Source organism: Nocardioides alkalitolerans DSM 16699 (genome assembly GCF_000426525.1).
Taxonomy (GTDB): Bacteria; Actinomycetota; Actinomycetes; order Propionibacteriales; family Nocardioidaceae; genus Nocardioides; species Nocardioides alkalitolerans.
Genome location: NZ_AUFN01000001.1, coordinates 48,994 through 65,377, shown reverse-complemented (window position 1 = coordinate 65,377; position 16,384 = coordinate 48,994). Strand labels below are relative to the sequence as shown.

The 16,384-nt window shown below is 73.6% G+C and carries 15 protein-coding genes and 1 pseudogene; 11 read left to right on the top strand and 5 right to left on the bottom strand.

The annotated features are described in order from the left end of the window. Positions 1-1,351, top strand: a 1,351-nt coding sequence (locus K329_RS31170; RefSeq protein ID WP_028471505.1) for a hypothetical protein, incomplete at its 5' end; no start/stop codon positions are given. 248 nt (positions 1,352-1,599) lie between these two features. Beyond that, positions 1,600-2,235, top strand: a complete 636-nt coding sequence (locus K329_RS23530; protein ID WP_245596389.1) for a class I SAM-dependent methyltransferase — start codon at positions 1,600-1,602, stop codon at positions 2,233-2,235. A gap of 16 nt (positions 2,236-2,251) precedes the next feature. On the opposite strand, the gene K329_RS0100295 is transcribed toward K329_RS23530, so the two are convergent. Genes K329_RS0100295 through edd form a run of 3 tightly spaced genes read right to left on the bottom strand, consistent with a single transcriptional unit; the run spans position 2,252 to position 5,675 of the window. Beyond that, positions 2,252-3,082: a TIGR03619 family F420-dependent LLM class oxidoreductase gene (locus K329_RS0100295; protein ID WP_028471504.1), complete on the bottom strand. Its 831-nt coding sequence runs from the start codon at positions 3,080-3,082 to the stop codon at positions 2,252-2,254. Positions 3,083-3,130: 48 nt separating this feature from the next. Then, entirely contained in the window at positions 3,131-3,775 is a 645-nt protein-coding gene (eda, locus tag K329_RS0100290) for a bifunctional 4-hydroxy-2-oxoglutarate aldolase/2-dehydro-3-deoxy-phosphogluconate aldolase (protein ID WP_028471503.1), read from the bottom strand. Next, the gene (edd, locus tag K329_RS23525; protein ID WP_052336188.1) at positions 3,759-5,675 is read right to left on the bottom strand and encodes a phosphogluconate dehydratase; all 1,917 of its coding nucleotides are present in this window, start codon (positions 5,673-5,675) and stop codon (positions 3,759-3,761) included. The genes eda and edd overlap by 17 nt, the downstream gene beginning before the upstream one ends. Positions 5,676-5,849: 174 nt before the next feature. Between edd and K329_RS23520 the strand changes: the two genes are divergently transcribed. Both K329_RS23520 and K329_RS0100275 read left to right on the top strand, forming a co-directional pair. Beyond that, positions 5,850-6,275: a CidA/LrgA family protein gene (locus K329_RS23520; RefSeq protein WP_052336187.1), complete on the top strand. Its 426-nt coding sequence runs from the start codon at positions 5,850-5,852 to the stop codon at positions 6,273-6,275. After that, on the top strand, positions 6,272-7,000 hold the full coding sequence (locus K329_RS0100275) for an LrgB family protein (RefSeq protein WP_028471502.1): 729 nt from the start codon (positions 6,272-6,274) through the stop codon (positions 6,998-7,000). Before K329_RS23520 ends, K329_RS0100275 begins: the two co-directional genes overlap by 4 nt. Positions 7,001-7,010: 10 nt before the next feature. On the opposite strand, the gene K329_RS0100270 is transcribed toward K329_RS0100275, so the two are convergent. Next, positions 7,011-7,619 (bottom strand): TetR/AcrR family transcriptional regulator, encoded by a 609-nt coding sequence (locus tag K329_RS0100270; RefSeq protein ID WP_028471501.1) that lies wholly within the window; start codon positions 7,617-7,619, stop codon positions 7,011-7,013. Positions 7,620-7,650: 31 nt separating this feature from the next. Between K329_RS0100270 and K329_RS32045 the strand changes: the two are divergent. Both K329_RS32045 and K329_RS0100260 read left to right on the top strand, forming a co-directional pair. Further along, positions 7,651-8,910 (top strand): annotated as a pseudogene (locus tag K329_RS32045) (macrolide family glycosyltransferase). 46 nt (positions 8,911-8,956) lie between these two features. Continuing rightward, entirely contained in the window at positions 8,957-10,363 is a 1,407-nt protein-coding gene (locus K329_RS0100260; protein ID WP_028471500.1) for an amidase, read from the top strand. 21 nt (positions 10,364-10,384) lie between these two features. Here the strand turns inward: K329_RS0100260 and K329_RS0100255 are convergent, their stop codons facing one another. Then, positions 10,385-11,431, bottom strand: a complete 1,047-nt coding sequence (locus K329_RS0100255) for a LacI family DNA-binding transcriptional regulator (RefSeq protein WP_028471499.1) — start codon at positions 11,429-11,431, stop codon at positions 10,385-10,387. Between the two features lie 115 nt (positions 11,432-11,546). Here K329_RS0100255 and K329_RS0100250 point away from each other — a divergent pair, with 115 nt between their 5' ends. Genes K329_RS0100250 through K329_RS0100230 form a run of 5 tightly spaced genes read left to right on the top strand, consistent with a single transcriptional unit; the run spans position 11,547 to position 16,369 of the window. After that, positions 11,547-12,782, top strand: coding sequence for an amino acid ABC transporter substrate-binding protein (locus K329_RS0100250; protein ID WP_211225692.1), 1,236 nt, complete (start codon positions 11,547-11,549; stop codon positions 12,780-12,782). 7 nt (positions 12,783-12,789) lie between these two features. Further along, entirely contained in the window at positions 12,790-13,674 is an 885-nt protein-coding gene (locus K329_RS0100245) for a branched-chain amino acid ABC transporter permease (protein WP_028471497.1), read from the top strand. After that, positions 13,658-14,833 (top strand): branched-chain amino acid ABC transporter permease, encoded by a 1,176-nt coding sequence (locus K329_RS23510; RefSeq protein ID WP_245596388.1) that lies wholly within the window; start codon positions 13,658-13,660, stop codon positions 14,831-14,833. Before K329_RS0100245 ends, K329_RS23510 begins: the two co-directional genes overlap by 17 nt. Next, entirely contained in the window at positions 14,830-15,603 is a 774-nt protein-coding gene (locus K329_RS0100235) for an ABC transporter ATP-binding protein (RefSeq protein WP_043641693.1), read from the top strand. The genes K329_RS23510 and K329_RS0100235 overlap by 4 nt, the downstream gene beginning before the upstream one ends. Further along, positions 15,593-16,369: an ABC transporter ATP-binding protein gene (locus K329_RS0100230; RefSeq protein ID WP_028471495.1), complete on the top strand. Its 777-nt coding sequence runs from the start codon at positions 15,593-15,595 to the stop codon at positions 16,367-16,369. Before K329_RS0100235 ends, K329_RS0100230 begins: the two co-directional genes overlap by 11 nt. Positions 16,370-16,384 lie beyond the last annotated feature (15 nt).

The following is a 16,384-nucleotide window of genomic DNA, read 5'->3' as shown; positions in this document are numbered from 1 at the left end:
GATGCACTCCGCAGACCACGTCACCCGCCCCGGACGGTTCCGTCCGGTGGTGCCGGTCGCCGGGCCCGGAGCGCCGCTGGTGGAGGACCTCGCCATCGACGAGCTCGTCGCGGTGCTGGGGATGTCGCCTGCCGCGGGTCGCGCGCACGTCGCGGCGGCGGTGGAGCTGCGCTACCGCCTCCCGCGGCTGTACGCCGCGGTGGTCGCCGGGAGGGTGCCGGTGTGGCGGGCCCGGCGGGTCGCGGAGGCCACGATGGCGCACACGGTCGAGGTGGCGGGGTTCGTGGACCGCCACGTCACCCCCGTCGCCGGCACGATCGGGGTCGCCCGTCTGGATGCGCTGGTGGAGGAGGCGATCTGGCGCACCGACCCCGACACCGCGGAACGGATCGCGCACGATGCCGAGCACGAGCTCGACGAACGACGTCACGTGAGCATCGACCGCGACCGGGTCACCTACTCCGGGACGGTCGAGATCCGCGCGGAGGTCGACATGCTCGATGCCTACGACCTCGACGACGCGCTCGCCCGTCGGGCCGACGCCTACAAGTTGCTCGGCTCGAAGGCCGCGCTCGGTGCGCGACGGGCTGCGGCGCTCGGGGACCTGGCCCGCGCCGACCTCACCCTGGATCTCATGACCGGTGGCGCGGAGGATGCAGGGGCCGGTGCCGACGGCACGACCGCGGCCGGCGGCGGTGCCGGTGCTGACATGGAGTCGGTCGGGGCCCTCACCCGCCGGGCGTCGGGTCGCCGGGGCGTGAACCTCTACCTCCACCTCACCCTCGACCAGCTCCACGCCGCGACCGGCCACACAGGCTCTGGTGTGGGGATCGGCCGGGCCGAGCACCTCCGCGGCCCGGTCCCGGCCGAGCTGATCCGCGACTGGTGCGCACGCCCCACCGTCGACCTGCGCGTCGTACCGGTCATCGACCTGGCCGACCACGTCCACGTCGACGCCTACGAGATCCCCGACCGCATCACCGAACGCGTCGCCCTGCGCGACCACCACTGCGTGTTCCCCCACTGCACCCGCCCCGCCCGGCGCCTGGCCCCCGACCGGCACGCCACCGACTGCGACCACATCACCGCCTACGACACGAGCCCCGAACTCGACGGGCCCGAACCGGGCGGCAGTCCCGGCGGCGCGAGTCCTGGCGGAGCGACCTGCACCTGCAACCTCGCCCCACTGTGCCGACGCCACCACCGCCTCAAGACCCACACCGGCTGGACCTACACGCCCCTCACCCCCGGCACCTACACCTGGACCAGCCCCCACGGCCACCACTGGATGCGCGACCACCACGGCACCCACGACCTCGACCCACCCAGCCCCCCAGAACCACCCGGCTGACCCACACCCACACCACACCCACACCACACCCCACCCCGCCAGCCCCGCGCACACCCGTGCCCGGGGCCACCGGCGCGCCCGCACGGAAACCCGCTGGCCCCCCGCGACGGCGATGACCACCATGGGCGCGTGAGGGCTTTCGACGACCTGGTGGCCGAGGCAGAGGCGGCCGACGTGACGGCTGGGGCTTCGGGTGGCTCGACGGGCGGGCGACGGAGGAGCGTCCGCCGTGGGGCTACGCGCGGCTCGTGGCGGACCACCTCGGTCAGGTCAGCTCGGCCCTCGACCTCGACACCGGTGGCGGCGAGGTCGTCGCGGAGGTGCCCGTGCTGCCCGACCGCATGTGCGTCACCGAGTCGTGGGGGCCCAACGCCCGTCGTGCGCAGGAGCTGCTCGGTCCCCGGGGCGTGGACGTGCACGAGACGCGACCGGGAGCCGTGCTGCCCTTCGACGACACGAGCTTCGAGCTGGTCACGGCCCGACACCCGGTGGCTCCGGACTGGCCCGAGATCCACCGCGTGCTCGTGCCCGGCGGCCGCTACCTCGCCCAGCACGTCGGTCCGGCGTCGGCGTTCGAGCTGATCGAGTTCTTCCTCGGTCCGCTCCCGGAGCAGCGCCGGAGCCGGGACCCCCGCCAGGAGGCCGCTGAGGCCGAGGCGGCCGGGCTGGTGGTGACCGACCTCCGGGTCACCCGCTGCCGGATGGAGCTGCACGACGTGGGCGCCGTGATCTGGCTCCTGCGCAGGTGCGTGTGGTGGGTGCCGGACTTCTCGGTCGACCGGTACGCCGACCGCCTGCGCGAGCTCGACGCCCGCCTCCGGCGCGACGGCCCGTTCGTGGCGCACTCCACCCGGCACCTCATCGAAGCCCGCCGCCCGACCTGACGACCCGACAGGTCCCTCAGCCGCGCCCGGCGACCGCGGCCGCCAGCTCCTCCATCCGACCTGCGGTGCCCTCGTGCTCCCCGAGGTGCACGGCGACCCGTGCCGCGCCGGCCTCGGCGTACGCGGCGACGTCGTCGGCGACCTGCTCCATCGGTGCGGTCCCGTCCCAGCCGATCCGCAGCGTGGTCGCGACGTCCCGACCCGGGTCGGTCTCCTCGACGAGCTCGCGCAGGCGTCGTACGCGCTCGGCGAAGGCCGCCGGGCTCTCGGGCAGGCCCTGCCAGCTGTCGCCGTACCGCACGGCCCGCCGCAGCGCCGCGTCGCTGTTGCCGCCGACCATGATCGGCACGGGCGAGGGGGGCACCGGCGCGAACACACCCAGGTCGTAGGAGAAGCGACGAGCCTCGTACGGCGCCGTGCCCCCGCCGAGCAGGTGCCGCAGCAGGGCGAGCGCGTCGTCCGTGACGGCGCCCCGGCGGCGGTGGTCGGCGCCGAGCGCGGCGAACTCCGGCTCGCTCCAGCCCACGCCGACCCCGAGGGTGACGCGGCCGTCGGAGAGGTGGGCGAGGGTCGCGACCTGCTTCGCGAGCAGGAACGGGTCGCGCAGCGGCACCACGAGCACGGAGGTGCCGAGCCGCAGCCGTTCGGTGACGGCCGCGAGGTGCCCGATCGTCACCAGTGGTTCGTAGACGCCCCCGAACGTCGCGCCGTACGCGCTCGGCGGCAGCACGTGGTCGGGCAGCCAGGCGGCGGAGTACCCCAGGTCCTCCGCCGCCCGCGCCAGGTCGACCAGCACGCGCACGGGCATCGACGTCGACTCGTCGGGCAGCACCACCTCGAGGTCCATGGCAGCCCGAACCCCGGGACGCCCCCACCCATTCCGGGGCGGGCCGCCTCAGCGCAGGCCGGCCGCCTGGGCGGCGAGGGCCGTGACGCGACCCCAGTCGCCGGTGTCGACGGCGTCGGCGGGGGTGAGCCAGGTGCCGCCGACGCAGCCGACGTTGGGCAGGGCCAGGTACGACGAGGCGTTCGCCGGGGTGATGCCGCCCGTGGGGCAGAACCGGGCCGCGGGCAGCGGCGACGAGATCGCCTTGAGGTACGCCGCGCCGCCGGACACCTCGGCGGGGAAGAACTTCATCTCCGCGTAGCCGGCCTCGAGCACGGCGAGCGCCTCCGACACCGTCGCCGTGCCCGGCAGGAACGGGACGCCGGTGGCGCCCATCGCCGACAGCAGCGTGGGCGTCGCGCCGGGGGAGACGAGGAACTGCGCGCCGGCCGCGACGGCCTCCTCGGCCTGCGCGGGCGTCGTGATGGTGCCGGCGCCGAGCAGGATCTCGGGCACCTCGTCGGCGATCGCCCGGATCGCGTCGAGCGCGACCGGGGTGCGCAGGGTCAGCTCGATGACCGGCAGGCCGCCGGCCACGAGGGCGCGCGCGATCGGTACGGCGTGCGCGAGGTCGTCGACGATCACGACCGGGACGACGGGCACGCGGTCGAGCAGGGACGCGTGCGGGACGGTGGTCTCAGACGGTGCGGACACGACGGGCCTCCACGGCGGTCGAAGCGGGCGACGCAGTGGTCGCGGGAGCGGGGAACACGGACGCGCCCTCGTCGGCGGGGCCGACGGTCGCGCGGAAGGCCGCGAACAGCTCGCGCCCGGTGCCCGACCAGTCGTCGGGGGCCGAGCCGGTCGGCTCGCGGTGGGCGAGCTCGGCGGCCGAGAGCGCGATCTCGAGGGTGCCGGACTCGGCGTCGAGGGTGATCAGGTCGCCGTCCCGCACCCGGGCCAGCGGCCCACCGAGCGCGGCCTCGGGCGTGAGGTGGATGGCGGCGGGCACCTTGCCGGAGGCCCCGGACATGCGGCCGTCGGTCACGATCGCGACCTTCTGGCCACGGTCCTGCATCACCCCGAGCGACGGGGTGAGCTTGTGCAGCTCGGGCATGCCGTTGGCGGCCGGGCCCTGGTAGCGGATGACCGCGACGAAGTCCTGACCGTCGAGCTCGCCCTCCGCGAAGGCGGCCAGGAAGTCGGCCTGGTCGTCGAACACCTTGGCGGGCGCCGCGACGTACCGGTGCTCGGGCGAGACCGCCGAGGTCTTGATGACGCTGGTGCCCAGCGGTCCACGCAGCACCCGCAGCCCGCCGTCGGGGGAGAACGGGGCGTCGGCGCCGCGCAGCACGGAGGTGTCGCCGCTCTCCGTCGGGCCGGCCACCCACTCGACGGCCCCGGCGCCGGCGCCGGACTCGACCAGGCGCGGCTCCACGGCGTACCGGAAGAGCCCCGGGCCGGCGATCGTCTCGACGTCCTCGTGGAGCAGGCCGTTCTCGAGCAGCGACCGGATCGAGAAGGCGAGCCCGCCGGCGGCGGCGTAGTGGTTCACGTCGGCGGAGCCGTTGGGGTAGATGCGGGCCATCAGCGGCACGACCGCGGAGAGGTCGGAGAGGTCGTCCCAGGTGAGGGTCAGGCCGGCGGCCCGGGCGATCGCGACGAGGTGCATCGTGTGGTTCGTCGAGCCGCCGGTGGCGAGCAGCGCCACGCAGGCGTTGACGACGGCCTTGGCGTCGACGATCCGGCCGATCGGGGTCGGGTCGAGCGAGGCGCCGCCGTTGGCGGAGGCGAAGCCGGTCAGGCGGGTCGCGGTGGCCGCGGCCTCGACCGTGAGCGCCTCGCGCAGCGGCGTGCCCGGGTTCACGAAGCTGGCGCCCGGCAGGTGCAGGCCGAGCACCTCCATCAGCAGCTGGTTGGAGTTGGCGGTGCCGTAGAACGTGCACGTGCCGGCCGAGTGGTAGGACGCCGACTCGGCCTCGAGCAGCTCGTCGCGGCCGACCTTGCCCTCGGCGTACAGCTGCCGGATGCGCGCCTTCTCCTTGTTCGGCAGCCCCGACTCCATCGGCCCGGCGGGCACGAAGACGGTCGGCAGGTGGCCGAACGAGAGCGCCCCGATGAGCAGGCCGGGCACGATCTTGTCGCACACGCCCATCATCAGCGCAGCGTCGAACATGTCGTGGCTGAGCGCGATCGCGGTCGACATGGCGATGACGTCGCGGGAGTAGAGGCTGAGCTCCATGCCCGCCCGGCCCTGGGTGACGCCGTCGCACATGGCGGGCACGCCGCCGGCGAACTGGGCGATGCCGCCCGCGTCGATCACGGCCCGCTTGAGCACCTGCGGGTAGCCCTCGTAGGGCTGGTGGGCGCTGAGCATGTCGTTGTAGGCCGACACGAGCGCGACGTTCGGCTTCGTCGTGCCGCGCAGGTCGCGCTTGGCGTCGGGGTCGGCGGCGGCGAAGCCGTGCGCGATGTTGGCGCAGGCCAGCTGGCCGCGGGCGGGCCCGGCCTGGGCGGCCCGGTCGATCTTGGCGAGGTACGCCGCGCGACCGGCGGCACTGCGCTCGGCCAGGCGCTGCGTCACCTCGTCGAGCACGGGGTGGAGTGCGGTCACGGACTGCTCCTCGGGGGCGGTTCTCGGGTGGGTCCGGGGTGGACCTCGGGCGCTCGACGAGCACCGCGCGATCAGCGTAGGAGATGCATTTGGATCGTTACAAGGCTACGCCCCGGTAGCTCCCGGCGACGGGCTCGAGCCCACCGCCGGGCGCGGGTGCTTGAATGCGCCTCCATGACCTCCTCGGCCCGTCCCGGCTCGACCCGGTTCGTCGACGGGCTGCTCTGGCTCACCGGCTTCTGGTTGGTGGGCGAGCTGCTGGTGCGGCTCACCGGGCTGCCGGTGCCGGGGGCGGTGGCCGGGATGCTGCTGCTCTTCGTCGCGCTGCAGGTACGGCGCCCCGCCGCGACCTCGTCGGTGCTCACGGCGGCCGACGGGCTGCTCTCGCACCTCCAACTGCTCTTCATCCCCGCGGGGGTCGGGATCGTCGCCGTCCTCGCCACCGTGCGCGACGCCGCCCTCCCGCTCGCGGTCGCGTTCGTGGTCTCGTGGGTGGTGGGACTCGTCCTCGTCGGCTGGACCGTGACGCTGCTGCTCCCGCGCGGCGACCGCGGGCGCCGTACCGGGGAGCCCGGCGCGCCCGGGGGAGCGGCGTCGTGACCGACCAGCTCGACGCCACCTGGACGTGGCTGCGCACCTCCCCGCTGCTCGGTGTGCTCCTCACCCTCGGGGCCTACCGGCTCGGCCGCGTGGTGCACGAGCGTTCCGGACGGCACGCCGCCACGCAGCCCGTGCTGATCGCCGTGGTGGCCATCGCCGCCTTCCTGCTGCTCGCCGACGTCTCGTACGACGAGTACCTGCGCGGCGCGGACCTCGTCGTCTTCCTGCTCGGCCCGGCGACCGTCGCGCTGGCCGTCCCCCTCCACCGCCAGGCCGCCCACCTGAAGCGGCTCCTCGTGCCGCTCCTCGTCGGCGTGCCGCTCGGGGTCGTGGTCTCGGTGAGCCTCGGCTACGGGCTGGTGCGGCTGCTCGGCGGCGGTGACGAGCTGGCGCTCACGATGGCGCCGAAGGCCGCGACGACGCCCGTGTCGATCGTGCTCTCGGAGCAGGTCGGCGGCATCGCCGCGCTCACGGCGGTGCTGACGATCTTCGTCGGCATCATGTCCGCCGTGCTCGGGCCCTGGGTGATGACGCGGGCCCGCATCCGCCACCCCCATGCGCGCGGCGTCGCTATGGGCTCGGTCTCGCACGGCATCGGCACGTCGCGCTCCCTGGCCGACGACCCGGAGGAGGGCGCCTTCGCCGGGCTCGCCATGGGGCTCACGGCGTTCGCGACCGCCGTCCTGATCCCGCTCCTGCTGGCCGGGCTGAGCCGCCTGGTGTGACGACGCGGGGCTACGGCGCCAGCGCCCGGCACGCCCGCGCGGCGACGGCGTCGGCGTACGCGTGGTCGAGCGGCGCCGTACCGCCCTGCCAGCGGTGAAACACCGGGGCGACGAAGAGCTCGAAGGCGCCGAGGTCGTCCACGTCGTCCCGCAGCTGCCCGGCCGTGCGGGCGGCGGTGAAGCGGCGCGCGACCATCGCGAGCTGGGGCGTGAAGATCGTCTCCAGCACGGTGGTGCGCAGCGCCGGGTCGAGGAGGGTCTCGACGGTGAGGGCGCGCAGCAGGGCGTCCCAGCCGGGGTCGGCCAGCTCGTCGACGATCGCGCGCAGCACGCCCGCCATGTCGGCCTCGAGGTCGCCGGAGTCGGGGATGCCGTACGTCGCCTCGGCCGAGCGCGCGTTCGCGTCGGCGAGGGCGTCGATGAGGATCGCGCCCTTCGAGGGCCACCACCGGTAGATCGTGGCCTTGCCGACCCCGGCCCGGGCCGCGATCGCCTCGATGCCGAGCCGTCCGTACGGCACCTCGACCGCCAGCTCGAGCGCCGCGGTGAGGATCGCGGCGCGGGAGCGCTCGGAGCGGCGGCGGGGCGCGGGCGACGAGAACTCGGAGGCGTCCGGCATGGCTCGGATGCTAGCGTCATCGAGCGAGACGATACGAACCGTCTCGTTCGATCCGAGGAGTCTCCATGACCACCCACCCCGCCCCGCCCACGTCGCGATGGTCAGCATCCCGGCGCCGGGCCACGTCAACCCGAGCCTCGAGGTCGTCCGCCGGCTCGTCGAGCGCGGCCACCGCGTCACCTACGCCTGCGACCCCTCGTTCCGCGCGGTCGTCGAGGCCACCGGCGCCGAGCTCGCGCCGTACGACTCGACCCTGCCCCGCCCGAACCACGCCGGCGCGGCGGAGGGGGACGCGGCCGGGCCGGCCTTCGACGGCGACACCATCGACCACCTCACGGTGTTCCAGGCCGACTACGAGGCGATGCTCCCGCAGCTGCGCGACCTCTACGAGCACGACCGGCCCGACCTCTTCCTCTACGACATCGCCGCCGTGCCGGCGCGGATCCTCGCCGACGAGTGGGGCGTGCCGATCGTGCAGCTCTCGCCGACGTAGGTCGCCTGGGAGGGCTACGAGGCCGACATGGCGGACTTCCTCGCCGGCATCCTCGACGACCCCCGCGGCGTCGCCCTGCGCGAGCGCGAGGCGGCGTTCCTGCGGGCGAACGGCGTGACCGCCGACCCGCTCGCCTACCTGGGTCGCCCGCCGCGCTGCGTCGTGCTCGTGCCGGAGGTGCTGCAGCCGCACGCCGAGCGCGTCGACCGCGACGTCTACACCTTCGTCGGGCCCGCCGTCCGTCGGCCCGACCCCGAGGTCGCCTGGCGCCCGCCCGTCGACCGTCGCGTGCTGCTCGTCTCGCTGGGCACGGCCTTCACCCGGGTGCCCGACTTCTACCGGCGCTGCCTGGTCGCGTACGGCGACCGCCCCGACTGGCACGTCGTGCTGCAGGTCGGGCAGCACGTCACCCGCGACGAGCTGACCCGCGACGCCCCGCTGCCCGGCAACGTCGAGGTGCACCCCTGGGTGCCGCAGCGCGAGATCCTCGAGCACGCCGACGCGTTCGTCACGCACGCCGGGATGGGCGGCTCGGCCGAGGGCATGGTCACCGGCACGCCGATGATCGCGGTGCCCCAGGACTTCGACCAGTTCGACAACGCCGACGCCCTGGTGGCGGCCGGGGTCGCCGTACGGCTCGACGCCGCGACCGCGACCCCCGACGAGCTGCGGACGGCGCTGGAGGCGGTCACCGCGCCCGAGGTCGTCGCGCGGAGCCAGGAGGTCGCCGCCGACATCGCCCGCGGCGGGGGAGCCGACCGTGCCGTCGAGGTCGTCGAGTCGTTCCTGCCGGGCTAGCCCGTGCCCCCTTCCACCCCCACCTACCCCCCAGTAGCGTGCGGGCATGGATCGCGTGCACGCCTTCGGAGACGACGCCCTCGGTGACCTCGACGCGGTGGGCCTGGTCGAGCGCCTGGCCGCCGGCGAGGTCTCGGTGCCGGAGGTCGTCGACGCCGCGATCGCGCGCTGCGAGGCGGTGGACCCGGCGCTGAACGGGCTGGCGTACGACGCCTACACCCGCGCCCGGAAGGCCGCCCGCGACCCGCGGGGCGGCTTCTTCGCCGGGGTGCCGACGTTCGTGAAGGACAACGTCGACGTCGCCGGCATGCCGACGCAGGACGGCTGCGACGCCTTCGTCAGCGCGCCCGCGAAGGTCGACGGCGACTTCTTCCGCATGTTCGGCGGGACCGGGCTCCTGCCGATCGGCAAGACCCAGCTGTCCGAGTTCGGCTTCTCCGCCTCGGCCGAGCACCCCCGTCTCGGTGCGGTCCGCAACCCGTGGGACCCCGACCGCACCGCGGGCGCCTCGTCGGCCGGGTCGTCGGCGTTCGTGGCGGCCGGCGTCGTCCCGATCGCGCACGCGAACGACGGGGGCGGCTCGATCCGCATCCCGGCCGGGGCCTGCGGGCTCGTCGGTCTCAAGCCGACCCGCAACCGGCTCGCGCAGGACAAGACGTTCCGCGACATGCCGGTGCGCATCGTCTCCGACGGCGTCGTGACCCGCAGCGTGCGCGACACGGCGGCGTTCTTCCGCGAGGCCGAGAAGGTCTACCGCAACCTCAAGCTGCCGCCGGTCGGCGACATCACCCGGCCGGGCACGCCGCGGCTGCGCGTCGCCGTCGTCACCGACTCGGTCGGGCGGGCGGCCACCCCGGAGGTCCGCGAGCTCACCCTCGAGACCGGGCGCCGGCTCGAGGCCCTGGGCCACCACGTCACCGAGCTCGAGAAGCCGCCCGTGCCGGACTACTTCGCCGACGACTTCCTTCTCTACTGGGCCTTCCTCTCCACTTACCTCGTCAACGCCGGCCGCCTCACCCACCGCGGCACGTGGGACGCGTCGAGGCTCGACAACCTCACCCGGGGGCTCGACCGCCACGCGCGCCGCCGCCTCCACCGCCTGCCGCTCGCGATCGCCCGGCTGACGGCCTCGTCGAAGGTCAGCGCGCGCTTCTTCCGCTCGTACGACGTGGTGCTCAGCCCCACGGTCGCCGCGCCCACGCCGTACGTCGGGCACCTCGACCCGACTCAGCCCTACGAGACCGTCATCGACCGCCTCATGGACTGGGTGGCGTTCACGCCCCTGCAGAACGCGACGGGGGAGCCCTCGCTCTCCCTGCCGCTCGCGACCACGGCCGACGGCATGCCTCAGGGCATGCTGTTCAGCGCCGCGGCCGGGCGCGAGGCGATGCTCCTCGAGCTGGCCTACGAGCTGGAGGAGGCGCACCCCTGGCGCCTGGTGCACCAGGCCTGACGGCCCGCGGGCGCGCGGGCGTCAGAGCAGCAGCGCGTCCGCGCGCACCGCGGCCGTCGACCCCCGCACGACCAGCTCGCCGCGCGTGAGCTGGCGCCGTGGCCGGACGCTCGGCTCCTTGAGCGCGAGCGTCAGGGCCTCCTCGCCCATCTGCGCCATCGGCAGGTGGTACGTCGTGAGCCCCGGGTTGAGGTCGACCGCGACGGCCACGTCGTCGAAGCCGGTGACCGAGATCTGCCCCGGCACCGCGACACCGAGCTCGCGGAACACCGAGAGGCAGCCGATCGCCATGTCGTCGTTCAGCGCGAGGACGGCGGTGGTCTCCGGGTGCTCGTCCAGCACGCGGCGGGCGGCCTCCCGGCCGCCGTCGCGGGTGAACGGGCCCTCGAGCACGGGCACGTCGCCCTCGGGGATGCCGGCGTCGGCGAGCGCCGCGCGCACCCCGGCGAGCCGGTCGGCGACGGTGGTCAGCACGGGGGCGCCGGAGACGACGACGAGGCGCCGGTGGCCCAGGGAGAGCACGTGCTCGGCCACGGCGCGGGCGCCGTCCTCGTTGGGCGGCAGCACCGCGTCGGTGCCGAGGTGGTGGCGGCCGATGACCGCGACGCGGCCCCCGCTCGCGGCGTACCGCTCGAGCTCGCGGCGCGCCGGCGCCTCGACCGCGGGGTCGACGAAGCCGGAGCCCGCGACGACGATCGCGGCCACCCGGTGGGCGGCCAGCGTGCGGATGTGGCGCAGCTCGGACTCCGGGTCGCGCCCGGTGTGGCAGATCTGCAGCGAGAGGCCCTCGGAGTCGGCGAGCCGGAGCAGGCCGCTCGCGATCTCGGAGAAGTAGGGGTCGCCGATCTCGTGGACGACCAGCCCGACGGTGCGGCTGTGCCCGCCGGCGAGCGTGCGGGCGTGCACGTTGGCGACGTAGCCGAGCTCGTCGGCGTGCTTGCGCACGAGCTCGGCGACCGCGGGGCGCACGCCGGGCGTGCCGGCCATGGCCCGCGAGGCGGTCGCGATCGACACGCCCGCTGCCCGGGCCACGTCGATGAGTCGCGGACCCGTCTCCTTCGTCGCCATCTCCGACCCCTTCTGCCGCGATCTGCCATGTGACCCTTGCCACATGACACCACTGTGTCCTACGTTACTGCAAGCGCTTACGTAAGCGCTTACACCGACGGAGGGCATCACCACCATGAGGGATCGAACCACGATGCGACGCACCGGCGTCGCCACGCTCGCGTGCCTCGCGCTGACGGCGCTGGCCGCAGGGTGCGGGTTGGGGAGCGGCGACGCCGCCAGCGGCGACGACGACGAGATCGTCATCGGCATCTCGCTGCCGCTGACCGGCGACTTCAGCGAGCCGGGCAAGGGCGTGCAGCGCGGCTACGAGGCCTGGGCCGACTACGTGAACGCCAACGGCGGGCTGCTCGGCAAGGACGTCCGGCTCGTCATCCTCGACGACCAGTCGAACGCCGACCGCGTCGCCTCCGACTACGAGCGGCTCATCAACCAGGAGAACGTCGACCTCATCTTCGGTCCGTTCTCCACCCGGCTCGTGGTGCCCGCCGCCCAGGTGGCGCAGGACTACGGCTTCCTCTTCGTAGAGCCGGCCGGCGCGGCCGACGAGGTCTTCGAGCAGGGCTTCGACAACCTCTTCTACGCCGCCCCCGCGGTGGCCGACGACCACTACAACCTCCTCGCGGAGCACATCCTCGCGATGCCGGAGGACCAGCGCCCGCAGACCGCGGCGTACGCGACCATGGACGACCCGTTCGCGCAGGGCACGGCGTACGGGCTGCGCGACAAGCTGGCCGCCGCCGGCATCGAGACGGTCGTCGACGAGGTCTACCCGCCGAACACCACCGACTTCTCGAGCATCGCGGCCCAGATCGCCGACTCCGACGCCGACATCGTCGTGGGCGGCACGCAGTACCAGGACGCGGTCAACCTGATCGTGTCGCTGCGCCAGCTCGGCTACCAGCCCGACCTCGCGGCCTTCTCCACCGCGCCGACCAACCCGGAGTTCCCGGAGGCCATCGGCTCCCAGACCGAGGGCATCATCTCGCCGACCGGCTACACGCCCGACGCGACCTTCGAGGAGAACGTCGCGTTCGTCGAGCACTTCACCGAGATGCACGGCCACGCGCCGAGCGAGGACGAGGCGAACGCCTGGACGACCGGCGAGGTCGTGGCCGCCGCGGTCGAGGCCGCCGAGTGCGCCGACCCGTCCCCGGAGTGCCAGCAGGAGCTCATCGACTTCCTGCGCGACGCCACCGTCGACACGGTCGTGGGCCCGCTGAGCTGGGACCCGGAGGGTCGCCCGCAGAGCGCCCACCTCATCCAGCAGTACGTCGACGGCGAGATCCGCATCGTGATGCCGTCCGACGCCGCCGAGGCCGAGCTCATCTACCCCAAGCCGGCGTGGTGATCGCCCCGTGTCCGGATCGCTCCTCCTCCAGACGCTGATCCTCGGCGTCCTGCTGGGCGGCCTCTACGCCCTGCTCGCCGCCGGCCTCACCCTCTACTTCGGCGTGATGCGGGTCGTGATGATCGCCCACTCGGCCTTCCTCATCCTCGCGGCCTACCTCGCCTGGTTCTTCCACCAGCAGACCGGGCTCGACCCGCTGCTCTCGCTGGCGGTCACGGTGCCGCTGTTCTTCGTGGTCGGCTACCTGATGCAGCGGGGTCTCATCTCCCGGCTGCGCCCGGCGACGCTGACGATGATGTCGGTGCTGCTCACCTTCGCGATCGCGCTGGCGATCGAGGGCATGCTCGGCTTCCTCTTCACGGGCACGCAGCGCCGCATCCAGCTGGGCTACTCGGGCTCGAGCATCGAGTTCTTCGGGGCCCGCATCGCGGTCGTGAAGCTCATCGCCTTCGGCCTGGCGGCCGCCGCCCTGGTGGCGCTGTTCCTGCTGCTGAAGATGACCCGCTTCGGCCAGGCCCTGCGGGCGACGATCCAGCACCCGGAGGCGGCTCGCCTCCTGGGCGTCAACACCGACCGCATCGCGGGCTTCGGCTTCGGCCTCGGCCTCGCGACGGCCGCGATCGGGGGTACGGCGCTCGCCCTCGACTCGACGATCTACCCCTCGCTGCACTGGCACTGGATCGGACCGCTGATGGCGATCATCGTCGTCGGCGGCCTGGGCAGCATCCCGGGAGCGGCGGCCGCGGCCCTGCTGCTCGGCGTGACCCAGAGCCTGCTGCAGCTGCCCCTCGGCACCACCTGGGCCCAGACGGTCTTCTACGTCGCGCTCTTCGCCACGCTCCTCGTCCGCCCCCAGGGATTCTTCGGAGGTCGTCTTGCCCAGCGTTTCTGACCGCGCCGCGCCCGCCCACGTCGACGGCGAGGCCCCCGGCCGCAGCCGCTTCGACCTGACGATCGTCGGGGGCAAGGTGGTGCTGGCCGTCGTGCTCGGCGCCCTCGTCCTCGCCTTCCCGATGATGGCCACCGACGCCTTCATCCTGTCGGTCGGCGTCGTCATCGCCAGCTACGCCGCGTTCGCGGTCGGCTGGAACTTCGTCGGCGGCTTCACCGGCTACATCTCGCTCGGCCACGCGGCCTACACGGGCCTCGGTGGCTACGGCACCGCGCTGCTCGTCCTCGAGCTCGACCTCAACCCCTGGGTGGCGCTGGTCGCCGCCGCCGTGCTCGTCGCGCTGCTCGCCGTCCCGATCGGGATCGCGTCGCTCCGGGTGCGCGGCGCCTCCTTCGTGATCGTCTCGATCGCGCTGGTGCTGATCCTCCTGCTCGTCGCGCAGTCGTGGGCCTCGCTCACGGGCGGCGCCCAGGGGCTGCGGGTGCCGCGCCCGTTCGGCCCCGACGTGCTGCGGCCCGAGCAGCACGAGCGGTTCTTCTACCTCAACGTCGCGCTCGTGGCGGTGGCCCTCGCGGTGTGGTGGTTCATCGACCGCTCGCGCTTCGGCACGGGGCTGAAGGCCATCCGCGAGGACGAGGACAAGGCCCAGGCCCTCGGTGTGCCCACCGGCGCCTACAAGCTCGCCGTCTTCGTCATCTCGGCCTTCTTCACCGCGCTGGCCGGCGGCATGTACGCCCTGTGGTTCGGCTACCTCGACCCGATCTTCCAGTTCTCGATCCTCATCGGCTCCTACATGGTCCTGATGAGCCTGCTGGGCGGCATCCGGAGCCTCTTCGGCCCGGTGCTCGGCGCGGTCGTCGTCGGCTACTCGCTCGAGTTCTTCAAGGTCCACTACGGCGACTCCCAGTTCCACCTCGTCGCCCTCGGCCTGCTGCTCGCGCTCGTCGTGATGTTCATGCCGGACGGCGTGATCCCGGCGATCGGGGCGCTCGTCGACCGGTTCCGGCCGCAGCGCAGCTCGATCCGGGAGATGACGGCGGAGGAGCTGCTCGCCCACAACGCCTCGATCGACGACAAGAGCGCCGGCACCGCGACGGCGACCGACGACGAGCGCGACCTGGCCACCGTGCCGCCGCGCTCCGGGAAGGACCTCCGATGACCGCCACGATCCCCGAGCAGGGCGGCGCCACGGCGCCGACCGTGTCGCTCGCGACGAAGGGCCTCACGAAGAGCTTCGGTGGCGTGCGTGCCGTCGACGGTGCCGACGTGACCTTCCACAAGGGCAAGATCAACGCCCTGATCGGGCCGAACGGCTCGGGCAAGACGACGTTCTTCAACTGCGTGACCGGGATGATCAAGCCCGACAGCGGCCGGGTCACCCTCGACGGTCGCGACATCACGTCGAAGCCGCCGCACCGCATCGCCGCCGCGGGCATCGGCCGCAGCTTCCAGCTGTGCCGGATCTTCCCGCGGATGACGGTGCTGGAGAACATGCTCGTCGGGGTCCGCTCCACCTCGGTGCTCCACCGCCTGGGCAGCTCCCGCAACGCGGGCGACATCGCCAAGGCGCGCGAGCTGCTGCGCCGGGTGGGCATCGACCACCTGGAGCAGTCCGAGGCCCGCGACATCTCCTACGGCCAGCAGAAGCTGCTCGAGCTGGCCGGCGTGCTGATGGTCGACCCCGAGACGATCATGCTCGACGAGCCCGCCGGCGGCGTGAACCCGGCGCTCATCGGCCGCATCGGCACGCTCGTGCGCGAGCTCAACGCCGAGGGCCGCACGTTCGTGATCGTCGAGCACAACATGGACATGGTCATGAGCCTCTCCGACCACGTCGTCGTGTTCGACCGCGGCCGTCCCATCGCGGAGGGCCCGCCCTCCCTCGTCCAGAACGACCCACGAGTCCTGGAGGCCTACCTTGGCGTCTGACGCCCCCCACCCCCCGCGCCCGCTGCTCGAGCTCGTCGACGTCGAGGCCGGCTACGGTCGCGCCGCCCTCGTGCTCCGCGGCCTCACCGTCCGCGTCCCCGCGGCCACCATCGTGTGCCTGGTCGGCCCCAACGGCGCCGGCAAGTCCACCGTGCTCAAGGTCGCGAGCGGCATGCTCACCCCGCGCTCCGGCACGATCCTGGTCGACGGCGTCGACGTCACCCGCAACGGTGCGCAGGACATGATCAAGTCCGGTCTCTCGCACGTGCTCCAGGGCCACTCCGTGTTCAAGGAGATGACGGTCGCGGAGAACGTCGGGCTCGGCGCCTACACCGTGCGCGACAAGGCGCTGGTCGCCGAGCGCACCGACTTCGTCAAGACGCTCTTCCCGATCGTGGCCGAGCGCTGGGGCGACCTGGCCGGCTCGCTGTCGGGCGGCCAGCAGAAGCAGGTCGAGTTCGCCCGGTCGCTGATGGTGAGCCCCAAGGTGGTGCTCCTCGACGAGCCCAGCATGGGCCTCGACCCGAAGCGCACCACGGCGATGTTCGAGCAGATCGTGCGCATGCGCGACGCGGGCATCGCGGTGCTCCTCGTCGAGCAGAACGCGCGCCGGGCCCTCGAGACCGCCGATATCGGCTGCGTGCTCGACCTCGGCCGCGTGCACATCACGGGTCCCGCGCCCGAGCTGCTCGCCGACCCGCGCCTGGCCGAGCTCTACCTCGGGGGGCGGCCCGCCGTGCCCACGAACGCCGCCGCCGGCGCCTGACCCCCTCCCGCATCT